At 68.1% G+C, this 24155-nt stretch carries 25 protein-coding genes and 1 tRNA gene; 15 read left to right on the top strand and 11 right to left on the bottom strand.

What is annotated here, in order from left to right; translation table 11 throughout:
- The first annotated feature begins 73 nt into the window (after positions 1 to 73).
- Positions 74 to 1930 (top strand): ubiquitin-activating E1 FCCH domain-containing protein, encoded by a 1857-nt coding sequence (locus V7672_RS03245; RefSeq protein ID WP_335623233.1) that lies wholly within the window; start codon positions 74 to 76, stop codon positions 1928 to 1930.
- 45 nt (positions 1931 to 1975) lie between these two features.
- On the opposite strand, the gene V7672_RS03250 is transcribed toward V7672_RS03245, so the two are convergent.
- Entirely contained in the window at positions 1976 to 2887 is a 912-nt protein-coding gene (locus V7672_RS03250; protein WP_335623282.1) for an isopenicillin N synthase family dioxygenase, read from the bottom strand.
- A 231-nt stretch (positions 2888 to 3118) separates the two neighbouring features.
- On the opposite strand from V7672_RS03250, the gene V7672_RS03255 reads away from it, so the two are divergent.
- The gene (locus tag V7672_RS03255) at positions 3119 to 3793 is read left to right on the top strand and encodes an OmpA family protein (protein WP_335623234.1); all 675 of its coding nucleotides are present in this window, start codon (positions 3119 to 3121) and stop codon (positions 3791 to 3793) included.
- Positions 3794 to 3922: 129 nt separating this feature from the next.
- Positions 3923 to 4102 (top strand): hypothetical protein, encoded by a 180-nt coding sequence (locus V7672_RS03260; protein WP_335623235.1) that lies wholly within the window; start codon positions 3923 to 3925, stop codon positions 4100 to 4102.
- Positions 4103 to 4208: 106 nt separating this feature from the next.
- Here V7672_RS03260 and V7672_RS03265 read toward each other — a convergent pair whose 3' ends face one another.
- Complete coding sequence (locus V7672_RS03265; protein ID WP_335623236.1) at positions 4209 to 5513, bottom strand: UDP-glucose dehydrogenase family protein; 1305 nt, start codon at positions 5511 to 5513, stop codon at positions 4209 to 4211.
- Positions 5514 to 5636: 123 nt separating this feature from the next.
- On the opposite strand from V7672_RS03265, the gene cysD reads away from it, so the two are divergent.
- Together cysD and cysC are read left to right on the top strand one after the other, a co-directional pair.
- Positions 5637 to 6569, top strand: a complete 933-nt coding sequence (gene cysD / locus V7672_RS03270; protein WP_335623237.1) for a sulfate adenylyltransferase subunit CysD — start codon at positions 5637 to 5639, stop codon at positions 6567 to 6569.
- Complete coding sequence (cysC, locus tag V7672_RS03275) at positions 6569 to 8404, top strand: adenylyl-sulfate kinase (protein WP_335623238.1); 1836 nt, start codon at positions 6569 to 6571, stop codon at positions 8402 to 8404. The genes cysD and cysC overlap by 1 nt, the downstream gene beginning before the upstream one ends.
- A gap of 18 nt (positions 8405 to 8422) precedes the next feature.
- Here cysC and V7672_RS03280 read toward each other — a convergent pair whose 3' ends face one another.
- The 3 genes from V7672_RS03280 to V7672_RS03290 form a co-directional block, all read right to left on the bottom strand.
- Positions 8423 to 10597, bottom strand: a complete 2175-nt coding sequence (locus tag V7672_RS03280) for a 3-hydroxyacyl-CoA dehydrogenase NAD-binding domain-containing protein (protein ID WP_335623239.1) — start codon at positions 10595 to 10597, stop codon at positions 8423 to 8425.
- A gap of 17 nt (positions 10598 to 10614) precedes the next feature.
- Positions 10615 to 11820: an acetyl-CoA C-acetyltransferase gene (locus V7672_RS03285; protein WP_335623240.1), complete on the bottom strand. Its 1206-nt coding sequence runs from the start codon at positions 11818 to 11820 to the stop codon at positions 10615 to 10617.
- Positions 11821 to 11992: 172 nt separating this feature from the next.
- Entirely contained in the window at positions 11993 to 13258 is a 1266-nt protein-coding gene (locus tag V7672_RS03290; protein ID WP_335623241.1) for a PQQ-dependent sugar dehydrogenase, read from the bottom strand.
- Positions 13259 to 13415: 157 nt separating this feature from the next.
- Here V7672_RS03290 and V7672_RS03295 point away from each other — a divergent pair.
- Positions 13416 to 13492 (top strand) — tRNA-Met (locus V7672_RS03295).
- Between the two features lie 20 nt (positions 13493 to 13512).
- On the opposite strand, the gene V7672_RS03300 is transcribed toward V7672_RS03295, so the two are convergent.
- Positions 13513 to 13911, bottom strand: coding sequence for a hypothetical protein (locus tag V7672_RS03300; protein WP_335623242.1), 399 nt, complete (start codon positions 13909 to 13911; stop codon positions 13513 to 13515).
- Between the two features lie 108 nt (positions 13912 to 14019).
- Between V7672_RS03300 and V7672_RS03305 the strand changes: the two genes are divergently transcribed.
- Positions 14020 to 14319 (top strand): hypothetical protein, encoded by a 300-nt coding sequence (locus V7672_RS03305; RefSeq protein WP_335623243.1) that lies wholly within the window; start codon positions 14020 to 14022, stop codon positions 14317 to 14319.
- 3 nt (positions 14320 to 14322) lie between these two features.
- Here V7672_RS03305 and V7672_RS03310 read toward each other — a convergent pair whose 3' ends face one another.
- Positions 14323 to 14940, bottom strand: coding sequence for a TlpA family protein disulfide reductase (locus tag V7672_RS03310; RefSeq protein WP_335623244.1), 618 nt, complete (start codon positions 14938 to 14940; stop codon positions 14323 to 14325).
- Positions 14941 to 14968: 28 nt separating this feature from the next.
- On the opposite strand from V7672_RS03310, the gene argH reads away from it, so the two are divergent.
- From argH to lysA, 3 genes are read left to right on the top strand one after another with little or no spacing between them, the layout of a single operon-like run.
- The gene (gene argH, locus V7672_RS03315; RefSeq protein WP_335623245.1) at positions 14969 to 16399 is read left to right on the top strand and encodes an argininosuccinate lyase; all 1431 of its coding nucleotides are present in this window, start codon (positions 14969 to 14971) and stop codon (positions 16397 to 16399) included.
- Positions 16396 to 16638 carry a hypothetical protein gene (locus V7672_RS03320; protein ID WP_322258915.1) on the top strand — a complete coding sequence of 81 codons (243 nt, stop codon included), beginning with the start codon at positions 16396 to 16398 and terminating at the stop codon, positions 16636 to 16638. The genes argH and V7672_RS03320 overlap by 4 nt, the downstream gene beginning before the upstream one ends.
- A 32-nt stretch (positions 16639 to 16670) precedes the next feature.
- Entirely contained in the window at positions 16671 to 17951 is a 1281-nt protein-coding gene (lysA, locus tag V7672_RS03325; RefSeq protein ID WP_335623247.1) for a diaminopimelate decarboxylase, read from the top strand.
- 3 nt (positions 17952 to 17954) lie between these two features.
- Here lysA and V7672_RS03330 read toward each other — a convergent pair whose 3' ends face one another.
- Both V7672_RS03330 and V7672_RS03335 read right to left on the bottom strand, forming a co-directional pair.
- Complete coding sequence (locus tag V7672_RS03330) at positions 17955 to 18497, bottom strand: phosphoribosyltransferase (protein WP_335623248.1); 543 nt, start codon at positions 18495 to 18497, stop codon at positions 17955 to 17957.
- Positions 18498 to 18513: 16 nt separating this feature from the next.
- Positions 18514 to 19449 carry an MJ0042-type zinc finger domain-containing protein gene (locus tag V7672_RS03335; RefSeq protein ID WP_335623249.1) on the bottom strand — a complete coding sequence of 312 codons (936 nt, stop codon included), beginning with the start codon at positions 19447 to 19449 and terminating at the stop codon, positions 18514 to 18516.
- Between the two features lie 93 nt (positions 19450 to 19542).
- On the opposite strand from V7672_RS03335, the gene V7672_RS03340 reads away from it, so the two are divergent.
- From V7672_RS03340 to V7672_RS03360, 5 genes are read left to right on the top strand one after another with little or no spacing between them, the layout of a single operon-like run.
- Positions 19543 to 20286: a cell division ATP-binding protein FtsE gene (locus V7672_RS03340; RefSeq protein ID WP_335623251.1), complete on the top strand. Its 744-nt coding sequence runs from the start codon at positions 19543 to 19545 to the stop codon at positions 20284 to 20286.
- A complete protein-coding gene (locus V7672_RS03345; protein ID WP_335623253.1) occupies positions 20283 to 21173 on the top strand; it encodes an ABC transporter permease in 891 nt (296 codons plus the stop codon). The genes V7672_RS03340 and V7672_RS03345 overlap by 4 nt, the downstream gene beginning before the upstream one ends.
- Positions 21174 to 21182: 9 nt before the next feature.
- Entirely contained in the window at positions 21183 to 21827 is a 645-nt protein-coding gene (locus V7672_RS03350) for a YdcF family protein (RefSeq protein ID WP_335623254.1), read from the top strand.
- The gene (locus V7672_RS03355) at positions 21824 to 22528 is read left to right on the top strand and encodes a lysophospholipid acyltransferase family protein (protein ID WP_335623255.1); all 705 of its coding nucleotides are present in this window, start codon (positions 21824 to 21826) and stop codon (positions 22526 to 22528) included. Before V7672_RS03350 ends, V7672_RS03355 begins: the two co-directional genes overlap by 4 nt.
- Positions 22529 to 22585: 57 nt before the next feature.
- Positions 22586 to 23083, top strand: coding sequence for a DUF421 domain-containing protein (locus V7672_RS03360; protein WP_335623256.1), 498 nt, complete (start codon positions 22586 to 22588; stop codon positions 23081 to 23083).
- Here the strand turns inward: V7672_RS03360 and V7672_RS03365 are convergent.
- Positions 23058 to 23675 (bottom strand): SOS response-associated peptidase family protein, encoded by a 618-nt coding sequence (locus tag V7672_RS03365; RefSeq protein ID WP_335623257.1) that lies wholly within the window; start codon positions 23673 to 23675, stop codon positions 23058 to 23060. The genes V7672_RS03360 and V7672_RS03365 overlap by 26 nt on opposite strands.
- 3 nt (positions 23676 to 23678) lie before the next feature.
- Positions 23679 to 24134, bottom strand: coding sequence for a YaiI/YqxD family protein (locus V7672_RS03370; RefSeq protein ID WP_335623283.1), 456 nt, complete (start codon positions 24132 to 24134; stop codon positions 23679 to 23681).
- Positions 24135 to 24155: the final 21 nt, after the last annotated feature.

Below are 24155 nucleotides of genomic sequence, written 5' to 3' on the forward strand. Positions count from 1 at the left end.
TGCCGGCGACCGGGCCGAATTATCAGCAATGGGACGCCAATCCGCCTCGTCGGTCCTCCTGGGCCTGATACCCATGCTTCGGCGTCTGCTTTCCGATACGCGTGGAAATGTCGCCCTGATCTTTGGCCTCAGCCTGCCGGTCATGGTGCTTATGACGGTCGGCGGTGTCGATATCCACCGGGCCTCGACCGTGCGGGTCAATCTTCAGGATGCGCTGGACGCCTCGGCGCTGGCGGCCGCGCGCTCGCCCTATACCGAGGCAGAAGACATTCAGCGGGTCGGCATGGCGGCGCTGCGCGCCAATCTGACCAACTATCCGAACATCATCCTGCGTGAGGACAAGACGACCTTTGTCCTGAACGAGGACCAGGTGGTGATCGCCGACGGCTCGGTGGATGTGAAGACCCTGGTCGCCAACATCTTCCTGCCGCCGTACGGCCAGTTCATGGACGACTATCTGCCGGTCGGTGCCCATTCCGAGGTCAATCGCTCGTCCAAGAATCTGGAAGTCTCGCTGGTGTTGGACATCACCGGCTCCATGGCCGGCAGCCGCATCCGCGACCTGAAGAGCGCGGCAACCGAACTGGTCACCATGATCGTGCAGGATCTGCAGACGCCCTATTATTCGAAGATGGCCATCGTGCCCTACTCGAACAGCGTCAACCTCGGCAGCTATGCCAACAGTGCGCGCGGCACGCCCGTGGGCTATCTCGGCATCAGCAATGCCGAATGGACCGTGGGTCAGCCCGCCTATATCGACGACATCACGCGCTCCAACCCGGGCGAGGTAACCACAACGTCGGGCCATGGCCTGTCCACCGGGGACTATGTGTGGATCGACGATGTCGACGGCATGCACCAGATCAATGATCAGGCCTATCGCGTCGTCCGAACGGGCAGCCGGACCTTTGAGCTCGAATACTGGAACGGCTCGAGCTGGCGGACCCTGAGGACGCGATCTTCGGATGGATACAGCCGTTACAGCCGCAATGGGCGCGTCCGAAAATGTCTTCGCTGGGACTGCTCCGTCGTGGTCTCGACCACGGGCAATCATGGTCTGAGTACTGGTGACACTGTCTACATCGACGATGTCGGCGGCATGTATCAGATCAACGATACCGGATATGAGGTGGAGGTCGTAAATCCCGCCAAATACGCCATCGGTGTTCCGGGAGCCAACTGGAATGAGTATTCACGCGGCGGACGCTCCTGGTGTGGCCAGTACGGGTGTCAGTGGCGCGTATTCCGAAACCCATACGGCACACTGCGTTGGTTCGAGTCTTCGTCCTGCGTCAGCGAGCGCACGGGCAGGGATGCCTATACCGATGCCACGCCCACCTCGTCTGCCCGCGTCGGATTTGCCTATACGGGGACCTCGGGAAACACCTGTCCTGATGCGCGGCTCATGCCCCTGTCGAGCGACAAGTCCGCGATCAACGGCCTGATCGACGATCTGGAGGTGGTCGGATCGACCGCCGGCCAGATCGGCGCGTCCTGGGGCTGGTATACAGTCTCGCCGAGTTTCAACAGCCTGTGGCCGTCCAGCGCTGCCGGGGCCTATGGTGATCCCGACCTGCTGAAGGCCGTAATCATCATGACCGACGGCGAGTTCAACACCCCCTATTGCTCGGGCGTCATCGCCCAGGACGCGGGCTCGGGGTCGGGCAGCGCGGCCGACCACATCAATTGCGATGCCACCAATGGCGACCCGTTCGAACAGACCCTGGCGTCCTGCGCGGCCATGAAAGCGCAGGGGATTATCGTCTATACCGTCGGCTTCCAGGTGGCGTCGGGCGGCGGGGCCGAGCGGGTCATCCAGAACTGCGCGTCAAGCTCCGCCCACGTCTATCTGCCCGCCAGCGGCGCCGATCTCTCGGAAGCCTTCAAGGCCATCGGCCGCGACATCACCCGGCTGAGAATCTCGAAGTAGTGGCGCTACCGCGCGCGACGCGGTCGCTCGCTGCCTGAGCGTGGGTCAGATCAGCCGGATTTCCTTGAGGCGTTCGGTCAGGAAGTCCTCGGCCATGATCGCCTTGCCGGCATAGCGATCCGGGTTGTCGGGCGTGATGGTCGACGGCAGGGTCTCGATCACGAAATCCGGATTGAAGTGCAGGAAGAAGGGCATCGAGTAGCGGGCGAACCGGCTGCGTTCGGGTGAGGGGTTGATCACCCGGTGGCTGGTCGACGGCAGGACATGGTTGGTCAGCCGCTGCAGCATGTCGCCGATATTGACCACCAGGGCGCCCGGCGGCGGGGCGATGTCGAGCCAGCTGCCGTCCTTCTCCTTGAGCTGCAGACCGGCTTCCTCGGCCCCCAGCAACAGGGTGATGACATTGATGTCCTCATGCGCGCCTGCGCGGACCCCGGCGGGCTCACCCGTCACCGGCGGATAGTGCAGCAGCCGCAGGACGCTGTTGCCCATTTCGACCTTGTCCTCGAAATAGGCGTCGCCGAGGCCGAGATGGCGGGCGATGGCGCGCAGGATGCGGGCGCCCAGCGCATCCATGGCCTCGAACAGCCCATACAGATGGTCGCGGAAGCCCTCGACCTCGGTCGGCCACAGATTGTCCCGCATATATTTGCGATAGGGGTGGCCCTCGGGCAGTTCGCGGCCGACGTGCCAGAACTCCTTGAGGTCGACCGCCGCCGCGCCTTTGGCCGCCTCGACGCCGAACGGGGTCAGGCCGCGGGCGCCGCCGGTGCCCGGCAGGTGATAGGCGCGTTTCACGTCTTCCGGCAGGGCGAAGAAGGCCTTGGCGTCGCCCAGCGCGCCGTCGATCACAGCCTGCTCCAGCCCGTGGTCGGCGATCACGGCAAAGCCATAGCGCTCGAACGAGCCGCCGAGGGCATCGGCAAAGGCCTGGAAGTCCTGATCGTACAGCGACATCGACACGGGTGTGATGCCGCGCGCCAAGAGGTCGGTGGAAGCGGGCGAGGAGGCGGGTTCGGTGGTCACGACATCATCCGGTCAGGCAAAGGGATCAGGAACAGGCTGATACGCCCTGACAGCCGTGGATGGCAAACCGATGGCGGCGCCGTTCACATCCGATACAGACTGGAACCTTCACCGTAAGCCTCGCGTTACCCCGATCACCAAGACATCAACAGGATGACCAACATGCGCACCAAGATTTTCATGACCGGCGCCGCCATCGCCACCCTCATCGGCGCTTCGGCCTGCACCACCACCGACCCCTACCGGTCGAATGGACCGCGCAACAACACGGCCACGGGAGCCATTGCCGGCGCCGTCGGCGGGGCCCTGCTGGGCTATCTGACCAACACCTCGGACGGTGAGCAGGGCCGCAAGAACGCCCTGATCGGCGCCGGCGTCGGCGCCCTCGCCGGTGCCGCCGTCGGCCAGTATATGGATCGCCAGCAACGCGCCATGGAAGAGCAACTGTCCGGTACGGGCGTCGGCGTCGTCCGTCAGGGCGACAACCTGGTCCTGCGCATGCCGTCGGATGTGACCTTCGGCTCGGACCAGGCCAGCCTGCAACCCAGCTTCTATCCGGTTCTGGACGACGTTGCCGCCGTGCTGCAGCAGTATGATCGCTCGGTGATCGACGTCATCGGTCACGCCGACTCCGACGGCGCCGCCGACTACAACCTCGACCTGTCGCGTCGCCGGGCCTCCACCGTCGCCGGCTATCTGGTGGATCGCGGCATCATGCCCGAGCGCTTCTATGTTGACGGTCGTGGCGAAAGCGCCCCGATCGCCTCGAACGACACGGCGGCCGGCAAGGCCCAGAACCGTCGCGTGGAAATCCTGATCCGTCCCTTCGAGGGCTGATCCCACCCGATAAACGCCTATGAAGAAGGCGGACCCGGCACCGGGTCCGCCTTTTTTGTCGACTCCCGTTCGGCAAGGCTTGCCCTGCCCCCGCCCGCCGTGCTTTGGCTGGAACAGGGTTAACCGGGGGTGGCCGTGGGTCCGGACAATCGGGAATGGCTGGAGGGCGCCAGGCTGATTTCGATCGGCGTGGTCGCCGCCGTCGTCTCGGCCGGTCTGGTCATCGGCTTGGGACGGGCGGTCATCACGGATGACGCCGATCGCCCCGTGGCCCGCGCCGAAATCCTGGTTCCTGCCTCGACCCGCTGACGGACCCCGTCACCCCCGGACTTGATCCGGGGGTCGGAGCGGGCAGATCGTCTCGTGCTCGGGATGGCACCGATCTTCGGGTCAAGCCCGAAGATGACGAAGTCGATCAGGCGCGGCCGATCGAGGTGTAGCGGAAGCCTTTGGCGCGCATGTCCTCGGGCCGATAGATGTTGCGCAGGTCGACGATCACCGGCTGCTTCACCAGCGACTTCAGCCGGTCCAGATCGAGGGCGCGGAACGGGTCCCATTCGGTGACGATCACCACGACATCGGCGTCCTTCACCGCGTCATAGGGGCCGTCGCGGAAATCGACGCCGTCCAGAAGCGCCTTCGCCTCATGCATCCCCTCGGGGTCGAAGGCCTGCACCTTGGCGCCTGCCGCGATCAGGGCCGGCACCAGATCCAGCGCCGGCGAGTCGCGCATGTCGTCCGTATTGGGCTTGAACGTCAGGCCCAGCACGGCGACCGTCTTGCCGTTGAGGTCACCGTCTGCCGCAGCCGAGACGCGTTTGGCCATGGCTTTCTTGCGCGCATCATTGACCTCAACCGTGGTCTCTACCAGCCGAACGGGGCTGCCCGCATCGACCGCCGTACGCACCAGCGCGAGCGTGTCCTTCGGGAAGCAGGAGCCGCCATAGCCCGGCCCGGCGTGCAGGAATTTCGAACCGATCCGGTTGTCCAGACCGATGCCGCGGGCGACCTGCTGCACATCGGCGCCCACGGCCTCGCACAGATCGGCCATCTCGTTGATGAAGGTGATCTTCATGGCGAGGAAGGCATTGGCCGCATATTTGATCAGCTCGGACGTGCGACGGCCGACGAACAGCAGCGGCGATTCATTCAGGTTCAGCGGACGATAAAGCTCGTTCATCACCGCCACGGCGCGCTCGTCATCCGTGCCGACCACCACGCGGTCGGGGCGTTTGAAGTCGCCGATGGCGGCGCCTTCGCGCAGGAATTCGGGGTTGGAGACCACAGCGAATTCGGCATCGGGCCGGCGCTCGCGGATGATGCGCTCGATCTCGTCACCGGTGCCGACCGGCACGGTCGACTTGGTGACCACCACCGTAAAGCCGTCGATCAGATCGGCAATCTCCTTGGCGGCCTCATAGACATAGGTCAGGTCGGCATGGCCGTCGCCGCGGCGCGAAGGCGTGCCCACCGCGATGAAGACGGCATCGGCCTGGCGGATGGCCTCGGCGCCGTCGACGGCGAAGAACAGACGGCCTTCCTCGACATTCTTGGCGACCAGGGTCTCGAGGCCGGGCTCATAGATGGGCATGATGCCCTGCTCCAGCCGCTCGATCTTGGAGGCGTCCTTGTCGACGCAGGTCACGACATGGCCGAAGTCGGCAAAGCAGGCCCCGGACACCAGACCCACATATCCCGTACCGATCATTGCCACGCGCATGCCGTATCCCTTCCGGTGTTTCGCGAACTGTCGCCGCCCCGATAGCCCGCCCGCGCCGCCTTGAACAGGGCGCCCGCGCAAGCAGGGCTTGTTTCACCGATGCGTGTCTGCAACGTGACAATCATGACCGTGGCTGACTCGTCCCGACCCGCGCCTGAACGCCTGGATGCCCTGCGGGATCTGGAGGCGGAGAGCATTCATATCCTGCGCGAGGTGGCAGCCCAGTGCGAGCGGCCAGTGCTGTTGTACTCGATCGGCAAGGACTCGGCGGTCCTGTTGCATCTGGCGCGCAAGGCCTTTCATCCCGCACCCGCACCCTGGCCGATGCTGCACGTCGATACCGGCTGGAAGTTCCGTGAGATGTACGCCCTGCGCGACCGGATGGCGTCCGAGAGCGGCCTGAAGCTGATCGTGCACAAGAACCCCGAGGCGGAGGCGCGGGGCATCAATCCGTTCGATCACGGCTCGGCCGTCCACACCGACATGTGGAAGACGCAAGGCTTGAAGCAGGCGCTGGACGATTACGGCTTTGACGCCGCCATCGGCGGGGCGCGCCGCGACGAAGAGGCCAGCCGGTCCAAGGAGCGGGTGTTTTCGATCCGGGGCGCGGGCCATGCCTGGGACCCGCGGGCCCAGCGGCCCGAGTTGTGGTCGCTGTACAATGCCCGACTGAAGCCGGGGCAGTCGGTGCGGGTCTTTCCGTTGTCCAACTGGACCGAGGCGGACGTCTGGGACTATGTCGCGATCGAAGACATTCCGGTCGTGCCCCTCTATTTCGCGCGCGAGCGGCCCGTGGTCGAGCGGCAGGGGCGGCTGATCGTGATCGATGACGACCGCATGCGGCTGGAGCCCGGAGAGACGCCCCGCATGGCCAGGGTCCGGTTCCGCACCCTTGGCTGCTATCCCCTCAGCGGCGCCATCGAAAGCGAGGCGGAAACCCTGGATCAGGTGATCGCCGAAATGCGGGCCTCACGCGTGTCCGAGCGTCAGGGTCGGCTGATCGATGTCGATCAGGCCGGGTCGATGGAGCGCAAGAAGCAGGAGGGCTATTTCTGATGGCCTCGCCTGCGACCTCCGGCCGGCTGGCCTTCATTACCTGCGGGTCCGTCGACGACGGCAAGTCGACCCTGCTGGGGCGGCTGCTGCACGACGCCGGCGCCCTGCCGACCGACCGCGACCTGCCGCTGACGCCGGACGGAGAGCCCGACCACGCCGCCCTGATCGACGGCCTGATGGCCGAGCGGGAACAGGGCATCACCATCGATGTGGCCTATCGCCCGTTCGCCACCCGGCGCCGCACCTTCCTGGCCATCGACGCGCCGGGCCATGAGCAGTTCACGCGCAATATGGTGACCGGGGCCTCGAACGCCGACGTCGCCGTCATTCTGGTTGATGCGGAAAAGGGGCTGTTGCCCCAGACCCGGCGACACAGCCATCTGGTCGCCCTGCTGGGCATGAAGACGGTCATTCTGGCGGTGACCAAGATGGACCGCGTCGGCGGCGACGAAGCCGTGTTCCGGCCGATCGCCGAGGCGTTCGCCCCCTTCGCCAGACAGCTGGGCATAGAGACCGTCATCGCCATTCCGGTCAGTGGCCGGACCGGGGATCAGGTCGTCGGGCGCGGCATGCTGATGCCCTGGTATCAGGGCCCGACCCTGCTGGAAGCGCTTGAGGGTCTGCCCGTCCGCGGGCGGCAGTCCGATGCGCCGTTCCGCATGGCGGTGCAGGGCGTGGTGCGCCTGCCGGCGGGCGGCCGCGCCTATAGCGGGCGGGTGGCCTCGGGCACCGTGCGGGCCGGTCAGGCCCTGCGCGTGCTGCCCTCCGGCCGGACCGCGACGGTCGAGGCCGTGACCGATGGTGACGGTCCGGTCGCCGAAGGGCTGCCGGGCCGGTCCGTGATGATCCGGCTCGACACGGAGCTGGACGTGGCCCGCGGGGACGTGCTCACCGCCGCCGGTGCGCCGCTGGAGGTCGCCGACCAGTTCGAGGCGCATCTGGTCTGGATGGGCGAGGACCCGCTGCTGCCCGGCCGCATCTATGATCTGAAGCTGGGCACGCGCACCGTGCCGGTTCAGGTCAGCGACATCCGCCACCGGGTCGATGTACAGACCCTGGCGCCCTTGGCCGCCCGAACCCTGTCGATGAACGACATCGGCCTTGTCCATCTGACGCTGGGGCGCGAGATCGCCTTTGCCCCCTATGAGGAGAGCGCCGAGCTGGGCGGTTTCATCCTGATCGACCGCCAGAGTCTTGAGACGGTGGGGGCGGGCATGATCCGCTTCGCCTTGCGACGCTCGCACAATATCCACCGGCAGGCGCTCAACGTCGACCGCGAGACGCGCGCGCGTCTGAAGGGGCAAAAGCCCGCCGTGCTGTGGCTGACCGGCCTGTCGGGCGCGGGCAAGTCGACCCTGGCCAATGCGGTCGAGGCGCGGCTGACCGCCATGGGGCACCACGCCTATCTGATCGATGGGGACAATCTGCGCCACGGCCTCAGTCGCGACCTGGGCTTTACCGACGCCGACCGGGTCGAGAACATCCGCCGCGCCGCCGAGACCGCGCGGATGATGGCCGATGCCGGGCTGATCGTGCTGGTGTCGCTGATCTCGCCGTTTGCGGCAGAGCGTCAGATGGCGCGCGGCCTGATGGTCGAGGGCGAATTCATGGAGGTGTTCGTCGATGCCCCACTCGAGGTTGTCGAGGCCCGCGACGTAAAGGGCCTCTACAAGAAGGCGCGCGCCGGCGAGCTGGCGAATTTCACCGGCATCGACAGCCCTTATGAGGCCCCCCAGGCGCCGGACCTGCATATCCGCACCGACCGTCAGGCCATCGATACGGCGGCCGATCAGGTCATCGCGACGCTGAAGGACGCCGGACGGCTCAGGGACTGAACCATCCGGCTGTCATGATCAGGCGGCGGCCTTTTCCGGCGCGAACTTGCCGTAGAAGGTCTCGCCCTTGGCGGCCATGTCGCGCAGCAGCTGCGGCGGGCTGAAGCGGTCGCCGTATTTGGCGGCATAGGCATCGGCCTGTTCGACGAAGGCCTTCAGCCCATACTGGTCGATGTAGGTGATCGGACCACCGGTCCAGGGCGCAAAGCCCCAGGCCAGGATGGCGCCGACGTCGGCTTCGCGCGGGTCGTCGATGACGCCCTCTTCCCAGCAGCGGGCCACCTCGACCGCCTGACGGAACAGCAGGCGACGCTTCTGGTCCTCGACCATGTCGGGCGTCGACTCATCGACCTTGACCGGGGCCAGGTCGGACAGGCCCGACCAGATGACCTTGGGCTTCTGGTCATAGTCATAGAAGCCCTTGCCGTTCTTGCGGCCGTAGCGGCCCAGGTCCTCGACCATCTTGCGGACGATCTCCGAGCCCGGCAGCGGCTGGTAGGCATCGCCCAGGTCCTCGGCCGTCTGTTTGGCGATCTTGACCGACAGGTCCAGCGCGACGTCGTCGTGCATTTCCAGCGGGCCGCGCGGCATGCCGGTGGCGCGACCGATATTGTCGATCAGGACGGGCGAGATGCCCTCTTCCAGCATGGCCATGCCCTCGGCCACATAGGTGCCGAAGCAGCGCGAGGTGTAGAAGCCGCGGCCGTCGTTGACGACGATCGGGGTCTTCTTGATCTTCATCACATAGTCGAGCGACTTGGCGATCGCCGCCTTGCCGGTCTTTTCGCCGAGGATGATCTCGACCAGCATCATCTTGTCGACCGGCGAGAAGAAGTGGATGCCGATGAAGTCCTCGGGGCGCACCGACGCTTCGGCCAGGCCGGTGATCGGCAGGGTCGAGGTGTTGGAGCCGAAGATGGCACCCGGCTCCAGCTGAGCCTCGGCGCGCTTGGTCACATCCGCCTTGATCTCGCGGTTCTCGAACACGGCCTCGATGACCAGGTCCGAGCCCTTGATGTGGTCATAGTCGGTGGTGGCGGTGACCGAGGCCAGCAGGGCGTCGAACTTGTCCTGGGTCAGCTGGCCGCGCGACAGGCGCTTCTTCAGCAGTTCCTCGACATGGGCCTTGCCCTTGTCCGCGGCGTCCTGGTCGCGATCGATCAGGATGGTCTCGATGCCGGCCATGGCGTTCACATAGGCGATGCCCGCGCCCATCATGCCGGCGCCGAGGACCGTGACCTTCTTCGGGTCCGACTTCGGCACATCAGCGGGACGCAGCGCGCCCTTGTCCAGCTCCTGCTTCGACAGGAACAGGCTGCGGATCATGCCCTGGGCCTGAGGGGTCATCAGGGTCTTGATGAAATAGCGGGTCTCGACGCGCAGGGCCGCGTCCATGGGCAGCTGCACGCCCTCATAGACGGCCTTCATCAGGTTCATGGCGGCGGGATAGTTGCCGTAGGTCTGCTTGCGCAGCATGGCATTGCCGACCAGGAAGTTCTGGATACCCGCCGGGTGATAGGGACCGCCGCCGGGCAGTTTGAAGCCCTTGTCATCCCAGGGCTGGGTGGCCTTGCCGCCACCCTTGACCCAAGCCTTGGCGGCCTCGACCTCGGTGCCGACCGGCACGACTTCATGCACCATGCCGGCGCCCTTGGCGTCGTTGGGGCGGAAAGACTTGCCCTCGGTCATGGCCATCATCGCCGCCTGCACCCCGATCAGGCGCGTCAGACGCTGGGTGCCACCCCCGCCGGGGAACAGGCCGACCTTGATCTCGGGCAGGCCCAGCTGAATCTTCGGGCTGTCGCCGACCACGCGGTAGTGGCAGGCCAGGGTCAGCTCAAGCCCGCCGCCCAGCGCCAGACCGTTGATGGCCGCCGCCACCGGCTTGCCGCAGGTTTCCAGCGCGCGCAGGGCGCCGTTCAGACGCCAGCCGGCGTCAAAGGCCGCCTGCAGGTCGGATCCGCCCAGCATACCCGCGGCCATGTCGCCGAGGTCGGCGCCGGCGCAGAAGCCCGAGCTCTTGCCCGAGGTCAGGACCGCGCCCTTGATGGCGTCGTCGGTCTTCACCCGTTCGACCCACTCGGGGATTTCCTGCATGACCTTGCCGGTCAGGGTGTTCATCGACCGCCCGGGGACGTCGAAGGTGATCAGGGCGATGCCGTCGGCATCAACGTCGATCTTGAAGGTTTCCATGGTCAATCTCTCCCGGATCAAACGCGTTCGATGACGGTGGCGGTGCCCATGCCGCCGCCGATGCACAGGGTGGCCAGCGCCGTGGTCTTGTCCGAGCGCTCCAGCTCGTCCAACACAGTGCCGAGGATCATGGCCCCGGTGGCGCCCAGCGGGTGGCCCATCGCGATGGCGCCGCCGCAGACGTTGATCTTGTCGTGGTCGATGTCGAGCGCCTGCATGTAACGCAGCACCACGGCGGCGAAGGCCTCGTTCAGTTCATAGAGGTCGATGTCGGTCGACGTCATGCCCAGCTTGCCGAGCAGCTTGTTGGTCACAAACTCCGGTCCGGTCAGCATGATCGACGGCTCCGAGCCGATCGAGGCGGCGCCGACGATGCGGGCGCGCGGCTTGAGGCCAAGGGCCTTGCCGGCCTCCAGCGTACCGATCAGCACACCCGCCGAGCCGTCGACGATGCCCGAGCTGTTGCCCGGGGTGTGGACGTGATTGACGCGGGCCACTTCGGGGTAGCGCTGCTGGATCACGGCGTCGAACGCCATGTCGCCCATCATCTGGAACGAGGGGTTGAGCCCGCCCAGAGTCTGCATGTCGGTGTTGGGCCGGATGGTCTCGTCGCGATCAAGGATGGTCAGACCCAGCTGGTCCTTGACCGGCACGACCGAGCCCTTGAAGCGGCCCTCGGCCCACGACCGGGCGGCGCGCTTGTGGCTCTCGACCGAATAGGCATCGACGTCGGCGCGCGAAAAGCCCCACTTGGAGGCGATCATGTCGGCCGAGACGCCCTGGGGCACGAAATAGGTCTTGAAGGCCGAGGTCGGATCGACCGGCCAGGCCCCGCCGTCCGAGCCCATCGGCACGCGGCTCATGGCCTCGATACCGCCGCCGACGGCCATGTCAGCCTCACCCGACTTGACCTTGGCGGCGGCCATGTTCACCGCCTCAAGGCCCGAGGCGCAGAAGCGGTTCACCTGGACACCGGCCGTGGTCTCGGCCCAGCCGGCGTTCATCACGGCCGTGCGGGCGATGTCGGCGCCCTGCTCGCCCACCGGCGAGACGCAGCCGAGGATGACGTCGTCGACCCTGGACGTATCGAGCCCGTTGCGGTCGCGCAGGGCTTCCAGCACCTGGGTGGCCAGCGACAGGGCGGTGATTTCGTGAAGGCTGCCGTCCTTCTTGCCCTTGCCGCGCGGGGTGCGGACGGCGTCGTAGATATAGGCCTCGGTCATCGGCGGTCTCTCTTTTGCTGGCCCTATCACTCGGCCCGCAGGGCCTCGCTACGTGAGGGCGAGTTCGGAATCGAAACGTGGGCGTCAGAAACCCTACGTTTACGTCAACGTCAAGTAACAATGCGGCGACGGCCGCCCGGGCGAAGCGGGCGACCGTCGGAACTCAGCGTGTTCAAGGGCGGTAGAGGCGGACCAGCTTGCCGTTGTTCTCGTCGGTCACAACCCAGACAGCGCCGTCGGGTCCGACCGCCACATCGCGGATGCGGTCGCCCAATCCGGTCAGCAGGCGTTCCTCGCCGACCACGCGACCGTCCTCGATCACCAGACGGGCAATGTGCTTTTCCTTGAGCGCCGCTACCAGCAGATTGCCCTGCCAGCCCGGGAACATGGCCCCGTCGTAAAGCGTCATGCCGCCGGGCGCGATCACCGGGTCCCAGTAATAGACGGGCTGTTCGGTGCCTTCCTTCTGCGTGATGCCCTCATTGATTTCGCCGCCCCGGTATTCGATGCCGTAGGCGACCTCGGGCCAGCCGTAGTTCAGGCCCGCCTGATCAAGGTTGACCTCGTCGCCGCCGCGCGTGCCGTGCTCGACGGTCCAGACGGCGCCGTCGGCGCCGATGGCGATCCCCTGAACGTTGCGATGGCCGAGCGACCAGATCTCCGGCAGGGCGCCGTCCTGGCCCACATAGGGATTGTCGGCCGGTACCGATCCGTCCGCATTGATGCGGATGGTCTTGCCCATATGCGAGCCGAGATCCTGGGCCTGCGGCCGCATGGGCGCATCGGAGCGCTCGCCCAGGGTGATGAACAGCTTGCCGTCCGGCGCAAAGGCCAGCGATGATCCGAAATGCTTGTCGCCGTCATAGGTCGGCAGGGCGCGGAAGATCACCTCGACGTCAGTGACCCGCGTCCGGTCATCCGACAGCACCCCGCGCGCCACCGAAGTGGCATTGCCGCCGTCGCGCGGCTCGGCATAGCTCCAGTAGATCCTGCGGTCAGTGGCAAAGTCCGGACCTGTGATGACATCCAGCAGACCCCCCTGCCCCCGGGCATCGACCTCGGGCAGGCCGGCGATCGGCTCCCCCACCTCGCCGTCGGCGGTAATGATCCGCAGGCGGCCCGGGCGTTCGGTCACCAGCCAGTTGCCGTCCGGCATCAGCGCCAGCCCCCAGGGATGAACCAGACCCTCGGCGACGACCGTATGGCTCAGCTCTGCTTCAGTGACCACGCCGGGAGCACGGGTCTGGTTCTCGAAGGCCGGTTGCTGGTCCGGGGCGTTTGCTGGCCGCGTTTCGACCGGATCGCCCGGCTCGGCGGGGCTGGCGCCGACCGTGCCGTTCACATTGCAGGCGGCCATCAGGACGGCGAGCGAGGCGGCTGCCATGAAACGACCGGCGTTTGAGGCCTTGCGACGGAGGGGGGCGGCGGAAGCGGGCATGTAGGATCCTGGGTCAGAGCGAAACGAGGCTTCACCATATACGTTTGCGACCGGGCGCCGTTCCGAAAACGAGACGCTTGAACCCGGGCCGTCCGGCCTATATAGCGACGCGTCTCGCGCAGGCCGATCCTTCTGGCCCCGCGATCCGGTGATCCCGGGCTGGGTAGCTCAGCTGGTTAGAGCGGTGGATTCATAACCCACAGGTCGGCGGTTCAAGTCCGCCTCCAGCCACCATCTCCTGCAGGCAGGAGGGATCAGAGGCCGCGGCAGATCTGACGGACCCGCATTGCCATCCGACGATCGCCTTCCTCAAAAGCCATGGCGCGAGCCTCCCGGCAGCGACCGAGATCGACCAGGGCGCCAACGCGATAGGCCAGATCAACCCGGTCCGCCCCGTGCTGCTGCACCAGCGACTGCTCGTTGAGGGCCGCATCCCTGCGGGCGCTCTCGCTCTCATAGCGGAAGAGATACTGGGCCTGGGTCATACGCCCCGTGGGCGCGGTAATCCGCCCGGTAGATCGCCCAAAGATCTGCGGGCCTGCACCACCGCCCGTCCCACCGCCCGTTCCACCGGTGCTCTGGGCAGAGGCCGAGCCTGCCACGACCAGGGCAGCCAGCCCCACGAACCCCGCCACGAGATGACGCATCTGCATCCGAGCCTCCCGTTTCCGTCCCCAATGAGAATACCGAACGCGGATATTTGCAACCTCTGCCATTGGCCTGACGTTCTGGACGCATCAGCCATCCGGAAGGGACCCACTATGATCAAACGCACTCTGACGATCGCCGCCGCCGCTTCGGCCCTCGCCTTCGGCATGGCCGCCTGCACCGAAGCCGAACAGCAAGAGACCGAAGCCAATGCCGAACAGGCCGGCGACGCCATCGGTGATGCTGCCGCCGAAGCCGGTGAGGTGATCGAATCCGGCGCCATGGCCGCTGCCAATGCGGTCGAGGAGGGCGCCGAAAACCTGTCCAATGAGCTCGAGGAAAACCAGGCCGAGGCCGCTGCCGAAGGCCGCGAAGGTGCCGTTAATCCGGCCACCGGCGAACGCGTCGAATAGGTCTCAGGACTCCGCCAGGAGGGCGTCGACCAAGGCCCGGGCTTCGGCACTGGCCCAATCGGCCTCTCCGGCGAACGTCGCCCGGATACGCCCCTGACGGTCCAGCAGGATCGTCTGGGGCATCTTGCCCGATTCCGGGAACAGGAAGGGCAGGCGGAAGGTCTTGTCCGAGTAGAAGGGCAGCGGCTCGTGGACATCGAGGAAGCTCTTGGCATCGGCAATGGCGTCATCGGTAGAATCGACATTGATCGGCAGGACCAGCAGATCCGTGCCTTCATAGGCCGAGGCCAGGGTGGCCAGCGTCGGCATCTCGGTGCGGCACGGCGCGCACCACATGGCCCACAGGTTCACCACCACCACCTTGCCACGGAAGTCGGCGAAGCTGGCGGCCTCGCCGTCGCGGTCGACAAAGCCGTATTCCGGGGCCGGCACGAGATCGACCGGGGCCGACAGGCGGGTCAGCGGGCCCTTGGCATAGGCCGACAGCGCGCTTTGAGGCGCACCGGCCGTGCCCGCAGCGGCCTCGTCTTTGGACCCCGGGGCAATATGCGGATATAGCAGCACGCCACCGGCGATCAGGGCGACCAGAACCGCCGCGCCGATGGCCAGAGCCGTCTTCACAGAACCCTTGATATCCGAGCCTAACGCCATGTCCCGGCCTACATCTCCTGACGCCGCTGCCCCCGCTTCCGGAGCGACTTCGGAAAAGACCCTATGGGGTGGACGCTTTTCCGCCAAGCCTGATGCGGTGATGCAGGCCATCAATGTGTCGATTGGCGTCGATCAGCGCCTGTGGCCACAGGATCTGGCGGGGTCGCGCGCCCATTGTCGCATGCTGGCGGAGCGCAAGATCATCTCGGCCGAGGCGGCAGAGGCGATCTTGGGCGGCCTGGACACCATCGAGGCCGAGATCACGGACGGCAGCTTCCCCTTCCGCGACCAGTACGAAGACATCCACATGAACGTCGAGGCGCGGCTGGCCGAGCTGATCGGCGAGGCCTCGGGGCGGCTGCACACGGCGCGCAGCCGCAATGATCAGGTGGCGACCGATTTCCGCCTGTGGGTCCGCGACGCCTGCGATCATACCGTCGATCAGCTGAGGGCCCTGCAATCGGCCCTGCTCAACAAGGCCGAGGCCCATGCCGGCGACCTGATGCCGGGCTTCACCCATCTGCAGCCCGCCCAGCCGGTGACCTTTGGCCACCATCTGATGGCCTATGTCGAGATGTTCGGGCGGGACGCCTCGCGCTTTGCGGATGCCCGGGCGCGGATGAACGAAAGCCCGCTGGGGGCCGCGGCGCTGGCCGGTTCGCCCTTCCCCATCGACCGCGCCATGACCGCCGAAGCCCTCGGCTTTGACCGGCCCATGGCCAATTCGCTGGACGCCGTGTCCGACCGCGATTTTGCGCTGGAGAGCCTGGCCGCCGCCAGCATCTGTGCCGGACACCTGTCGCGGCTGGCCGAAGAGATCGTCATCTGGATGACGCCGCAGTTCGGCTTTGTCACCCTGCCCGACCATCTGACGACCGGCTCGTCGATCATGCCGCAGAAGCGAAACCCCGACGCCGCCGAACTGGTGCGTGCCAAGACAGGCCGGATCATGGGCTCGCTGGTCGCGCTCAGTACCGTCATGAAGGGCCTGCCGCTGGCCTATTCGAAGGACATGCAGGAGGACAAGCCGCCGGTGTTCGAGGCGTTTGACGCGCTGGATCTGGCGCTGGTGGCCATGACCGCCATGGTCGGGGCCCTGAGGCCGGACACGGCTCGCATGCGGGCCGCGGCGGGCTCGGGCTTTTCCACCGCGACCGATCTGGCCGACTGGGTGGTGCGCGAACTGGACCTGCCCTTCCGTCAGGCGCACCACATCACGGGTGCGGCGGTCAAGCGGGCCGAGGCGCTGGGCGTGGACCTGGCGCAACTGCCGCTGGACGAACTGACGGCAATCGAGCCCGGAATCACGTCCGAGGTTTACAAGGTGCTGTCACCTGAGGCTTCCTGTGACAGTCGTCGCAGCTATGGCGGCACGGCGCCGGAGCAGGTCCGCGCGCGCATCGCCGAATGGAAGACGCGACTGTCATGACCGTTTCGAACCGCATTGCCGTTCTGGGGCTCGTCGGCCTGATGCTGGCCGGAACTGCCGCCTGTGGACGGATGGCCGATCTGGAGGCCCCGCCCGAGCGTCGCACCGAGCGCGGCATGCGCGATGCCGGCGCGCCGAGTCTGGAAGAACCGGCGACGATCAATCGCTCGTCGACCCAGCAGCCGATCGATGGGGGCCCCAGCAACCCCTATTCGGGCAGCGGAAGCCCGCGTTCCTGACCGCCTGAGGTCGCCCTCCTCCCCGAGACGACGTGGACCATTTCCAGTACATCGACGGCGGCCTCCATGCCGAGGCCGTGCCGCTGGCCGACATTGCCGAAGCCGTCGGCACGCCGGCCTATGTCTATTCGACCGCGACCCTGAGCCGGCACTATCAGGTGTTCCGGGAGGCTCTGCAGGCGCAAGGCCCGCCTCTGGGGCATTCGCTGATCGCCTTTGCCGTCAAGGCCAACAGCAATCTGTCGGTGCTGGCGACACTGGGGCGGCTGGGCGCGGGGGCGGATACCGTTTCGGAAGGCGAAATCCGGCGCGCGCTGGCGGCGGGCATTCCGGCGGATCGCATCATCTTTTCCGGCGTCGGCAAGACGGACGCGGAGCTGGCCTTTGCGCTCCAGACCGGCGTGCGCCAGATCAATGTCGAGTCCGGTCCCGAGCTGGACCGTCTTGAGCGCGTGGCCGAAGCCACCGGCATCCGCCCTGACATCGCCATCCGGGTGAACCCGGGCGTCGGCGCCGGGGGCCATGCCAAGATCACCACCGGCGGCGGGGGCGACAAGTTCGGCGTCCCGGTCGAGGAGGCCCTGTCGCTCTATGCCCGCGCCGCCACGAACGGACGGGTCCGACCGGTGGGTCTGGCCTGCCACATCGGCAGCCAGATCCTGGACCTGGCGCCCCTGCGGGATGCCTTTGCCGTGCTGGCCGACATGACCCGTCGGCTACGCGCCGACGGTCATGCAGTGCGGCTCCTGGACCTCGGCGGGGGGCTGGGTGTGCCCTATGAGCCGGGGCTGACCCCGCCCGATCCGGCAGCCTATGCGGCCATGGTCGGCGAGGCCATGGCGGGGCTGGACGTGGACACCGTCTTCGAACCCGGGCGTCTGCTGGTCGCCAATGCCGGGGTGCTGCTGTCCCGGGTCATCCATGTGAATGTGCGCCCGGACGGGCGGCGCTTTCTGGTGCTGGATGCCGCCATGAACGACCTGATGCGGCCCGCGCTCTATGACGCCTTCCACCCGCTGATGCCGGTGGCGGATCAAGGCCGGGCCGAGGGCCTGTACGACGTCGTCGGCCCGGTCTGCGAGACCGGAGACACCTTTGCCCGCGACCGCCCCCTGCCGGAACTCGAGGCGGGCGATCTGGTCGCCTTCAAGGGCGCCGGGGCCTACGGCGCGGCGATGGCCAGCGAATACAACAGCCGCCCGCTGGTGCCCGAGGTGCTGGTGGACGGTGCCCGGTTCGCCGTCGTCCGCCCTCGCCCGGACTATGCGGCGATGCTGGCGCGCGAGACCGTCGCGCCCTGGCTCACCGACTGAGCCTCAGTCGAGGGCGCAGATGTCAGGCAGGCCCCGCCAGGCCCCGCCATGGTCCAGGCCATAGCCGACCAGAAAGCGGTTCGGGGCCTCCCAGCCGACGAAGTCCGGCTCCGGCGCACGCGGCAGGGGCCAGGGCTTGCGGGCAAAGACAGCGGTCAGCACCTCGGCGGCGCCCGCGTCGCGGATCATCCGGACCGATTCCGCCAGCGACAGGCCGCTATCGAACACATCATCCAGGATCAGCACCTTGCGGCCCTCCACCGGGCGCTGGAGGGGGGCGCGCACCTCGATCCGGCCCTTGCTCTCCTTGCCGTCGCCATAGGACGCCAGCCACAGGGCATCGAAACGCAGGTGGCGGTCCTGACGGGCCAGCGCCCGGGTCAGATCGGCGGCGAACCACAGCCCTCCGGTCAGCAGCACCACGGCCACGGTCTCGTCATCGACGTGCGGGGCGATGCGCTGCGCCAGATCCTCGACCACGGCGGCCACTCCGGCCTGATCGAGCAGGACAGACGGGGCGGGACGGTCGGAGGAGGGATCGGCCATGCGGGGCCGATAGCGCCTAATGGGCCGGGCTGTCGAGCGGCACGGCGGCGACGGGCGTCAGTTCTGCCGGCGCGTCGGAGGACAGGGCCTGCGCCGGACGCAACGCCGGGGCCGCATCGGGGGCGGCTTCGTGAGGGGTCGAGGCCGGATGCACGGACGCGTCCGCCTCGTGATCGGCAGGCGCCTCATGGTCTGCGGTCGAGTCCTTGCGCGCCGGGGGCCGCTGGACGGGGACCGGAACGGCCGGGGCGTCGAGAACGAAATCGACGCCCACGCCGGTGGCCTTGCCGCCCGGGTCGGCGAGGGTCACGGCAAAGCCCGACACCTGGCCCGGCAGAACCGGGGCGCCATCTGTGCGCACTACCGCATGGGCGATTTCGGCTCCGTGGGCGTCGAGCAGGGCCACGCGGATGGCGGGGGCCACGATTTCGCGGTCGCGGACATTGCGCAGCGCGCCCGACACCATGACCTTGTCCGGCGTTTCCGGCAGGGCACGCGCACCGACGGCCTCAAACTCCAGCCCGGTAACGTTCACGGGCATGCCGACGGCGGCATAGGCCACGGCCGTGCGCGGCAGGATGTCGACCACCTCGACCCGGAACAGCCAGGCCCCGGCGAGCAGGCCCAGGAAGATGCTGGCCACCCCGGCCCAGACGGCCCCGTGCATGGCGGCGCGGCGCGTTCGGCGGGCGGTTTCTGCGCGGGCGCGATAGGCCTTGGGCAGCTCGGGCGCGGGTGTCTCCGCCAGGCTCTCCCGCATCGGGGCCTGGCTCTCGGCCGGTGCCGGGGCGGTTGCCGCCGGCGCCGCCTCGGCTTCAAGCTCCAGGGGCTCTTCCGGCATGGCATGCCAGGTGTTGGCGCAGGACTGGCAGCGGACCGTGCGCCCCCCGGCCCCCAGGGCGGTGTCGGGGACGAAATAGCTGGTGGCGCAGGCAGGGCAGGTCAGTATCATGGGCGGTGACCGCGAGGCATGAGGAGTCGCGCCCCCGGAAGCGACCCCGCGCCCCGTTGACCCCTGTCCCGGCTTCCCTGACCTGTATTCGATGTGACTCGCACGATCGCCGCCTCTGACCTGTCCAGCCCGACCGATGGCCCCCGAGGCGAAGCCGGCTGGCCGGTGCGCCTGAGAGGCGTGACGTTCGGCCACGCCGGACACCCCGACCTGCTGCGGGGTATCGATCTCACTGTGACGACGGGCTCTTTCAACTTCCTTACCGGGCGGTCCGGCGCCGGCAAGAGCCTGCTGATCGGGATGATGGCCGGGCTGGTCCGTCCGGATGCCGGTGAGGTGGTTCTGTTCGGCCAGGACCGGGCGCAGGTGCGCGGGCGCACCGCCCGGGCGCTGCGACGCCGGATCGGCCTGATCACCCAGGATGACCCGCTGCTGGCGCATCTGAGCGTGGCAGACAGCCTGACGGTGACCCTGCGGGTTACAGGCGAAGACCCGCGCAGGCGTGAGTCGGATCTCGCCGCCATGCTCGATTTCGTCGGCCTGTCCGACATGGCCGGACGGGCAGCGGGGACGCTGTCGCGGGCCGAGCGGCGACTGGTGGCGCTGGCGCGGGCCATGATGACGGGGCCCGAGCTGATCCTGGCGGATGAGCCGCTGGCCGGGCTGGATGTGGCCTCGGCCAAGCGCATGCTGGGCCTGCTGCGCACCCTGAACCGGCAGGGGGCGACCGTGGTCATGACGCAGGACGGCGACGGGCCGGGCTCGGAGGCCCGGAAGGGCGACCGACGCCTGCACCTCGAAGCCGGTCGGCTGGTCGAGCCGGAGCGGAAGCGATGAGGCGCCCTGCCCTGCTTCTTGGCCCGGACCTGTGGCCCGACGGCGGTGCCACCCGGCGGCTCGGCCTGGTGGTGCTGACCGTGCTGAGCCTGCTGACCGCCCTGACCCTTCTGGCCCATGTGGGCGCCAGCCGTGCGGCCGGCGACTGGGCCAGCACCGTCTCGCACGAGGCCACCGCCCTGATTCGACCCCGGGCCGATGAGAGCGGAGCGACCGCCGCCGCGCGCGCCGCCGAAGCGCTCGCCGGGGTGCGCGGCGTGCGCGAGGCCGTGGCCCTTGAGCGCGAGGAGGCCGAGGCCTTGCTGCGCCCGTGGCTGGGCGAGGCAGATCTGGCGACCCTGCCCCTGCCGCAACTGGTGCAGCTGAGGCTGGACCCGGCCGAGCCCGCCAGCGCCATCAGCCTGAACCGGGCCCTGGCCGAGGCCGGGGTCGACGGTACGGTGGATGACCATAGCCTGTGGCGAGAGGACTTTACCGCCGCCGCGCGGGGGGTCCGGGACCTGACCCTGCTGGGCCTGCTGGTCGCCGCCCTGCTGACCGCCACGGCGATCGTTCTGAGTGCGCGGCAGGCGGTCGAGAGCCGGTCGGGCGCGCTGCACGCCCTGCAGCTGGCAGGGGCCGATGATGCGGGCCTGACCTTCCTCGCCCAGTGGCATCTGGGGCGGGACGCAGCCCTGGCCGGAGCCGTCGGGGCGGGGCTGGCCCTGCTGGCCGGACTGGGGCTGGCGCTGGCCCCCCTGACCGGGACGCTCGGTCGGGTGTTTCCGCTGATCCTGACCGACCTGGTGTGGCTGGCGCCCTGGCCGCTGGTGACGGCGGTCGTGGCCGTGGTGGCCGCGCGGCTGTCGATCCATCTGTGGCTTGGCAGGCAGCGGGCCGGGGGCTAATCAAGGCTAATGCGGTACCTGGCCCTCCTCGCCATTCTCGCCCTCGTCTGGCTGGTCGGGCTGTTCGCCTTTGCCGACCGGGTGCGGAGCTATACGCCAGCGGAGGACCCCGCCCGGGCGGACGGCATCGTGGCCCTGACCGGCCCCTCGTCCGAGCGGGTCGACGCCGCGGTCCGCCTGCTGGAGAACGGCAAGGGCGACCGGTTGCTGATCTCGGGCGTCAACCGTCAGGTGCAGAAGGCCGAGCTGAAGGCCGTGACCCCCGGCTCGACCCGGCTGTTCGCCTGCTGCGTCGACCTGGGGTTCGAGGCCGAGAACACCATGGGCAATGCCCAGGAGATCGGTCGCTGGGCCCGGGCCAACGGCTATGAGAGCCTGATCGTGGTGACCTCGGACTATCACATGCCGCGCAGCCTGGTGGAGATCCGCAGCGCCCTGCCCGGGGTCGAGCTGACCCCCTATGCCGTCAAGACGCCGGCGCTGGACGACCGGGGCTGGTGGCGGGCGGCGGTGACGGCCCGGCGCATGACTCTGGAATACATGAAGTATCTGACCGTCATGGTGCGCGAGGGCGTGCGGCGCATCAGCGGCGACCGCTCGGCCGACGCCGTCCAGGACGTGGCCGAGGAAGCCGCGAAGAAGGCCCGCGAGTGACCACGCTGCGCTCCCTGATCTTTGTCGCCTGGCTGTATCTGTCGATGGCGATCTTTGCCCTGTTCATGTCGCCCGTGCTGCTGTTCGGGCGGGACCCCTCCATGGTGGTGATCCGCATGTGGGCGGCCTTTGTGCTGTTCGGCCTGCGCTGGATCTGCGGTGTAAAGGTCGAGGTGCGCGGGCTGGAGCACCGGCCCAGCGGCCCCGCCCTGATCGCCGGCAAGCATCAGGGCATGCTGGATGTGATCGCCCCTTTCACCTTCCTTCCGGACCCCTGTTACATCATGAAGAGGGAGCTGATCGTGTTGCCCTTCTTCGGCTGGTTCGCGGCGCGGACCAATATGATCGCCATCGACCGCTCGGCCCATTCGGCAGCCCTCAAGGGCATGGTCCGTCAGGCCCGCACCCGCTTCGCTGAAGGGCGGCAGATCCTGATCTTCCCGGAGGGTACCCGCACCGCCCCCGGCGCCCCGCCCGACTACAAGCCCGGCATCGCCGCCCTGTATCGCGACCTGGACAGTCCCTGCGTGCCCATGGCCACCAATGCAGGCCAGCACTGGCCGGCCCACGGGTTCCGCCGCACCCCCGGCACCGTGGTCTATGAGTTCCTGCCCCCCATCCCCGCCGGACTGAAGCGCGACGCCTTCATGGCGCGGCTGGAGGCCGAGCTGGAAGCCGCCTCCACCGCCCTGCTGGACTGAACCCTCGGGGCCGCGGATTGTTGTTCCCCCGGGCGATGCCGCCCGCGGGAGCGTACAATGAACTGGATGGACATGCTGTTTCAGGGCTGGAGCGGGCTGATCCGCACGGCCGTGGTCGCAGTGCTGGCCTATGGGGGGCTGGTGCTGTTCCTCCGGATTTCGGGCAAGCGGACCCTGTCCAAGCTGAACGCCTTTGACCTGGTGGTCACGGTGGCGCTGGGGTCGATCCTGGCGACGACCCTGCTGAACAAGGACGTCGCCCTGGCCGAGGGGCTGGTGGCGCTGGCCAGCCTGATCGCCCTGCAGTTCCTCGTGACCTGGTCATCGGTGCGCTTCCGCTGGCTGCGCGAGGGGGTGCGGTCCGAGCCCACGGTGCTGGTCCGCGACGGACAGCCGCTGGAGGCCGCCCTGCGCCGCGAGCGGGTGACCGCGGACGAGGCCCTGACCGCCGTATGGGAAGCCGGGGGCCACAGCCTGGCCGAGGCCGAGGTGGTCATTCTGGAAAGCGACGGCTCGCTGACGGCCATCCTCAGCCCCGCGCCTCCCTCGGCTTGAGTTCGGCGATCAGGGTGCCGGCGGGCGGGGGCACCAGCAGGTCGGCGGCCGGGCGGCGGTCGAACAGCCAGTCGGCCAGCGCCCCGACCGGCAGGGGCAGCACCCCGCGCGTGTGATAGGGGGCGACGTCGGGCCCCGGCTCGGCCGTCAGCAGGGCGAAGGCCTCGGGCTGGCCCTCCGCTCCGGCCCGCCAGACCGCCGCCAGCATCAGCGGCTGGCCGTCGGCCGCCGACAGACGCCAGCGCGTCTTGGGATAGCGGTCGCCGGTGAATTCGTAAAAGCCCGAGGCCGGCACCAGACAGCGACCACCGCGCGGCCCGTTGCCGAGGGTGCGGCCCTCGGAGCGATAGTTGATGACCGGCCCGCCCTTGCGCCCCGCCGGCGGCGGAAAGCCGAATCGCAGCTCGGCCAGCCCGGTCGTCGCGCCCTCCCCTTCCGCAGCCCGGATGACCGGGGCGAGGTTGGTGGGGCGGAGCTCGTCGCGCGGCTCAAGGTTCGGCAGGCCGCCGGGCAGGTCCAGCGGGGCTTCGGCATCCTTCAACAGGCGCACCAGTTCGGTGATGCTGAAGCGGGCTTCGTAGGAGGCGCACATGGCCTAGCCCCCCGCCCGTCTGGCCACGACCACGGCCCGGTCCAGCGCCTGCAGGAAGTTGGAGCGATCGCGCGCCGAGAACGGCGGCGGGCCCGAGGTCTCGACCCCCATGCCGCGCAGGTGCTCGCCGATCGAGCGCCCGGCGAGGGCCGAGCCGATCGAGTCGGGGGTGAAGGCCGTGCCGTTGGGGCGCAGTGCCTGGGCCCCGGCCTTGAGACAGCGGTCGGCCAGCGGAATGTCGCTGGTCACCACAATGTCGCCCGGCCCCGCCCGCTCGGCGATCCAGTCATCGGCGACATCCGGCCCGGCCTCGACCACCACCTGTTCGATGAAGGGCGCCCGGCGCGTGTTGATCCAGCCGTTCGACACGACGATGGCCCGGAACCCGACCCGCTCGGCCACGCGGAAACACTCCTCCTTCACGGGGCAGGCGTCGGCGTCGATGAAGAGGGTGTGCATGGGGGGGGGGGGGGGGGGGGG

Origin of the sequence: Brevundimonas sp., assembly GCF_036963785.1 — a bacterium.
In the GTDB taxonomy this organism is placed as follows: domain Bacteria; phylum Pseudomonadota; class Alphaproteobacteria; order Caulobacterales; family Caulobacteraceae; genus Brevundimonas.

Bases quoted from the DNA above. Each gene is read 5' to 3' on its own strand.
- V7672_RS03330 (WP_335623248.1), bottom strand. From the start codon at position 18,497: ATGGCCGATCCCTCCTCCGACCGTCCCGCCCCGTCTGTCCTGCTCGAT.
- V7672_RS03265 (WP_335623236.1), bottom strand. From the start codon at position 5,513: ATGCGCGTGGCAATGATCGGTACGGGATATGTGGGTCTGGTGTCCGGG.
- V7672_RS03335 (WP_335623249.1), bottom strand. From the start codon at position 19,449: ATGATACTGACCTGCCCTGCCTGCGCCACCAGCTATTTCGTCCCCGAC.
- V7672_RS03280 (WP_335623239.1), bottom strand. From the start codon at position 10,597: ATGGAAACCTTCAAGATCGACGTTGATGCCGACGGCATCGCCCTGATC.
- V7672_RS03255 (WP_335623234.1), top strand. From the start codon at position 3,119: ATGCGCACCAAGATTTTCATGACCGGCGCCGCCATCGCCACCCTCATC.
- V7672_RS03320 (WP_322258915.1), top strand. From the start codon at position 16,396: ATGACCGTTTCGAACCGCATTGCCGTTCTGGGGCTCGTCGGCCTGATG.
- V7672_RS03245 (WP_335623233.1), top strand. From the start codon at position 74: ATGCTTCGGCGTCTGCTTTCCGATACGCGTGGAAATGTCGCCCTGATC.
- V7672_RS03285 (WP_335623240.1), bottom strand. From the start codon at position 11,820: ATGACCGAGGCCTATATCTACGACGCCGTCCGCACCCCGCGCGGCAAG.
- V7672_RS03250 (WP_335623282.1), bottom strand. From the start codon at position 2,887: ATGTCGCTGTACGATCAGGACTTCCAGGCCTTTGCCGATGCCCTCGGC.
- cysC (WP_335623238.1), top strand. From the start codon at position 6,569: ATGGCCTCGCCTGCGACCTCCGGCCGGCTGGCCTTCATTACCTGCGGG.
- V7672_RS03350 (WP_335623254.1), top strand. From the start codon at position 21,183: ATGCGGTACCTGGCCCTCCTCGCCATTCTCGCCCTCGTCTGGCTGGTC.
- V7672_RS03365 (WP_335623257.1), bottom strand. From the start codon at position 23,675: ATGTGCGCCTCCTACGAAGCCCGCTTCAGCATCACCGAACTGGTGCGC.
- V7672_RS03305 (WP_335623243.1), top strand. From the start codon at position 14,020: ATGATCAAACGCACTCTGACGATCGCCGCCGCCGCTTCGGCCCTCGCC.
- cysD (WP_335623237.1), top strand. From the start codon at position 5,637: ATGACCGTGGCTGACTCGTCCCGACCCGCGCCTGAACGCCTGGATGCC.
- V7672_RS03360 (WP_335623256.1), top strand. From the start codon at position 22,586: ATGAACTGGATGGACATGCTGTTTCAGGGCTGGAGCGGGCTGATCCGC.
- V7672_RS03370 (WP_335623283.1), bottom strand. From the start codon at position 24,134: ATGCACACCCTCTTCATCGACGCCGACGCCTGCCCCGTGAAGGAGGAG.
- argH (WP_335623245.1), top strand. From the start codon at position 14,969: ATGTCCCGGCCTACATCTCCTGACGCCGCTGCCCCCGCTTCCGGAGCG.
- V7672_RS03300 (WP_335623242.1), bottom strand. From the start codon at position 13,911: ATGCAGATGCGTCATCTCGTGGCGGGGTTCGTGGGGCTGGCTGCCCTG.
- V7672_RS03345 (WP_335623253.1), top strand. From the start codon at position 20,283: ATGAGGCGCCCTGCCCTGCTTCTTGGCCCGGACCTGTGGCCCGACGGC.
- V7672_RS03290 (WP_335623241.1), bottom strand. From the start codon at position 13,258: ATGCCCGCTTCCGCCGCCCCCCTCCGTCGCAAGGCCTCAAACGCCGGT.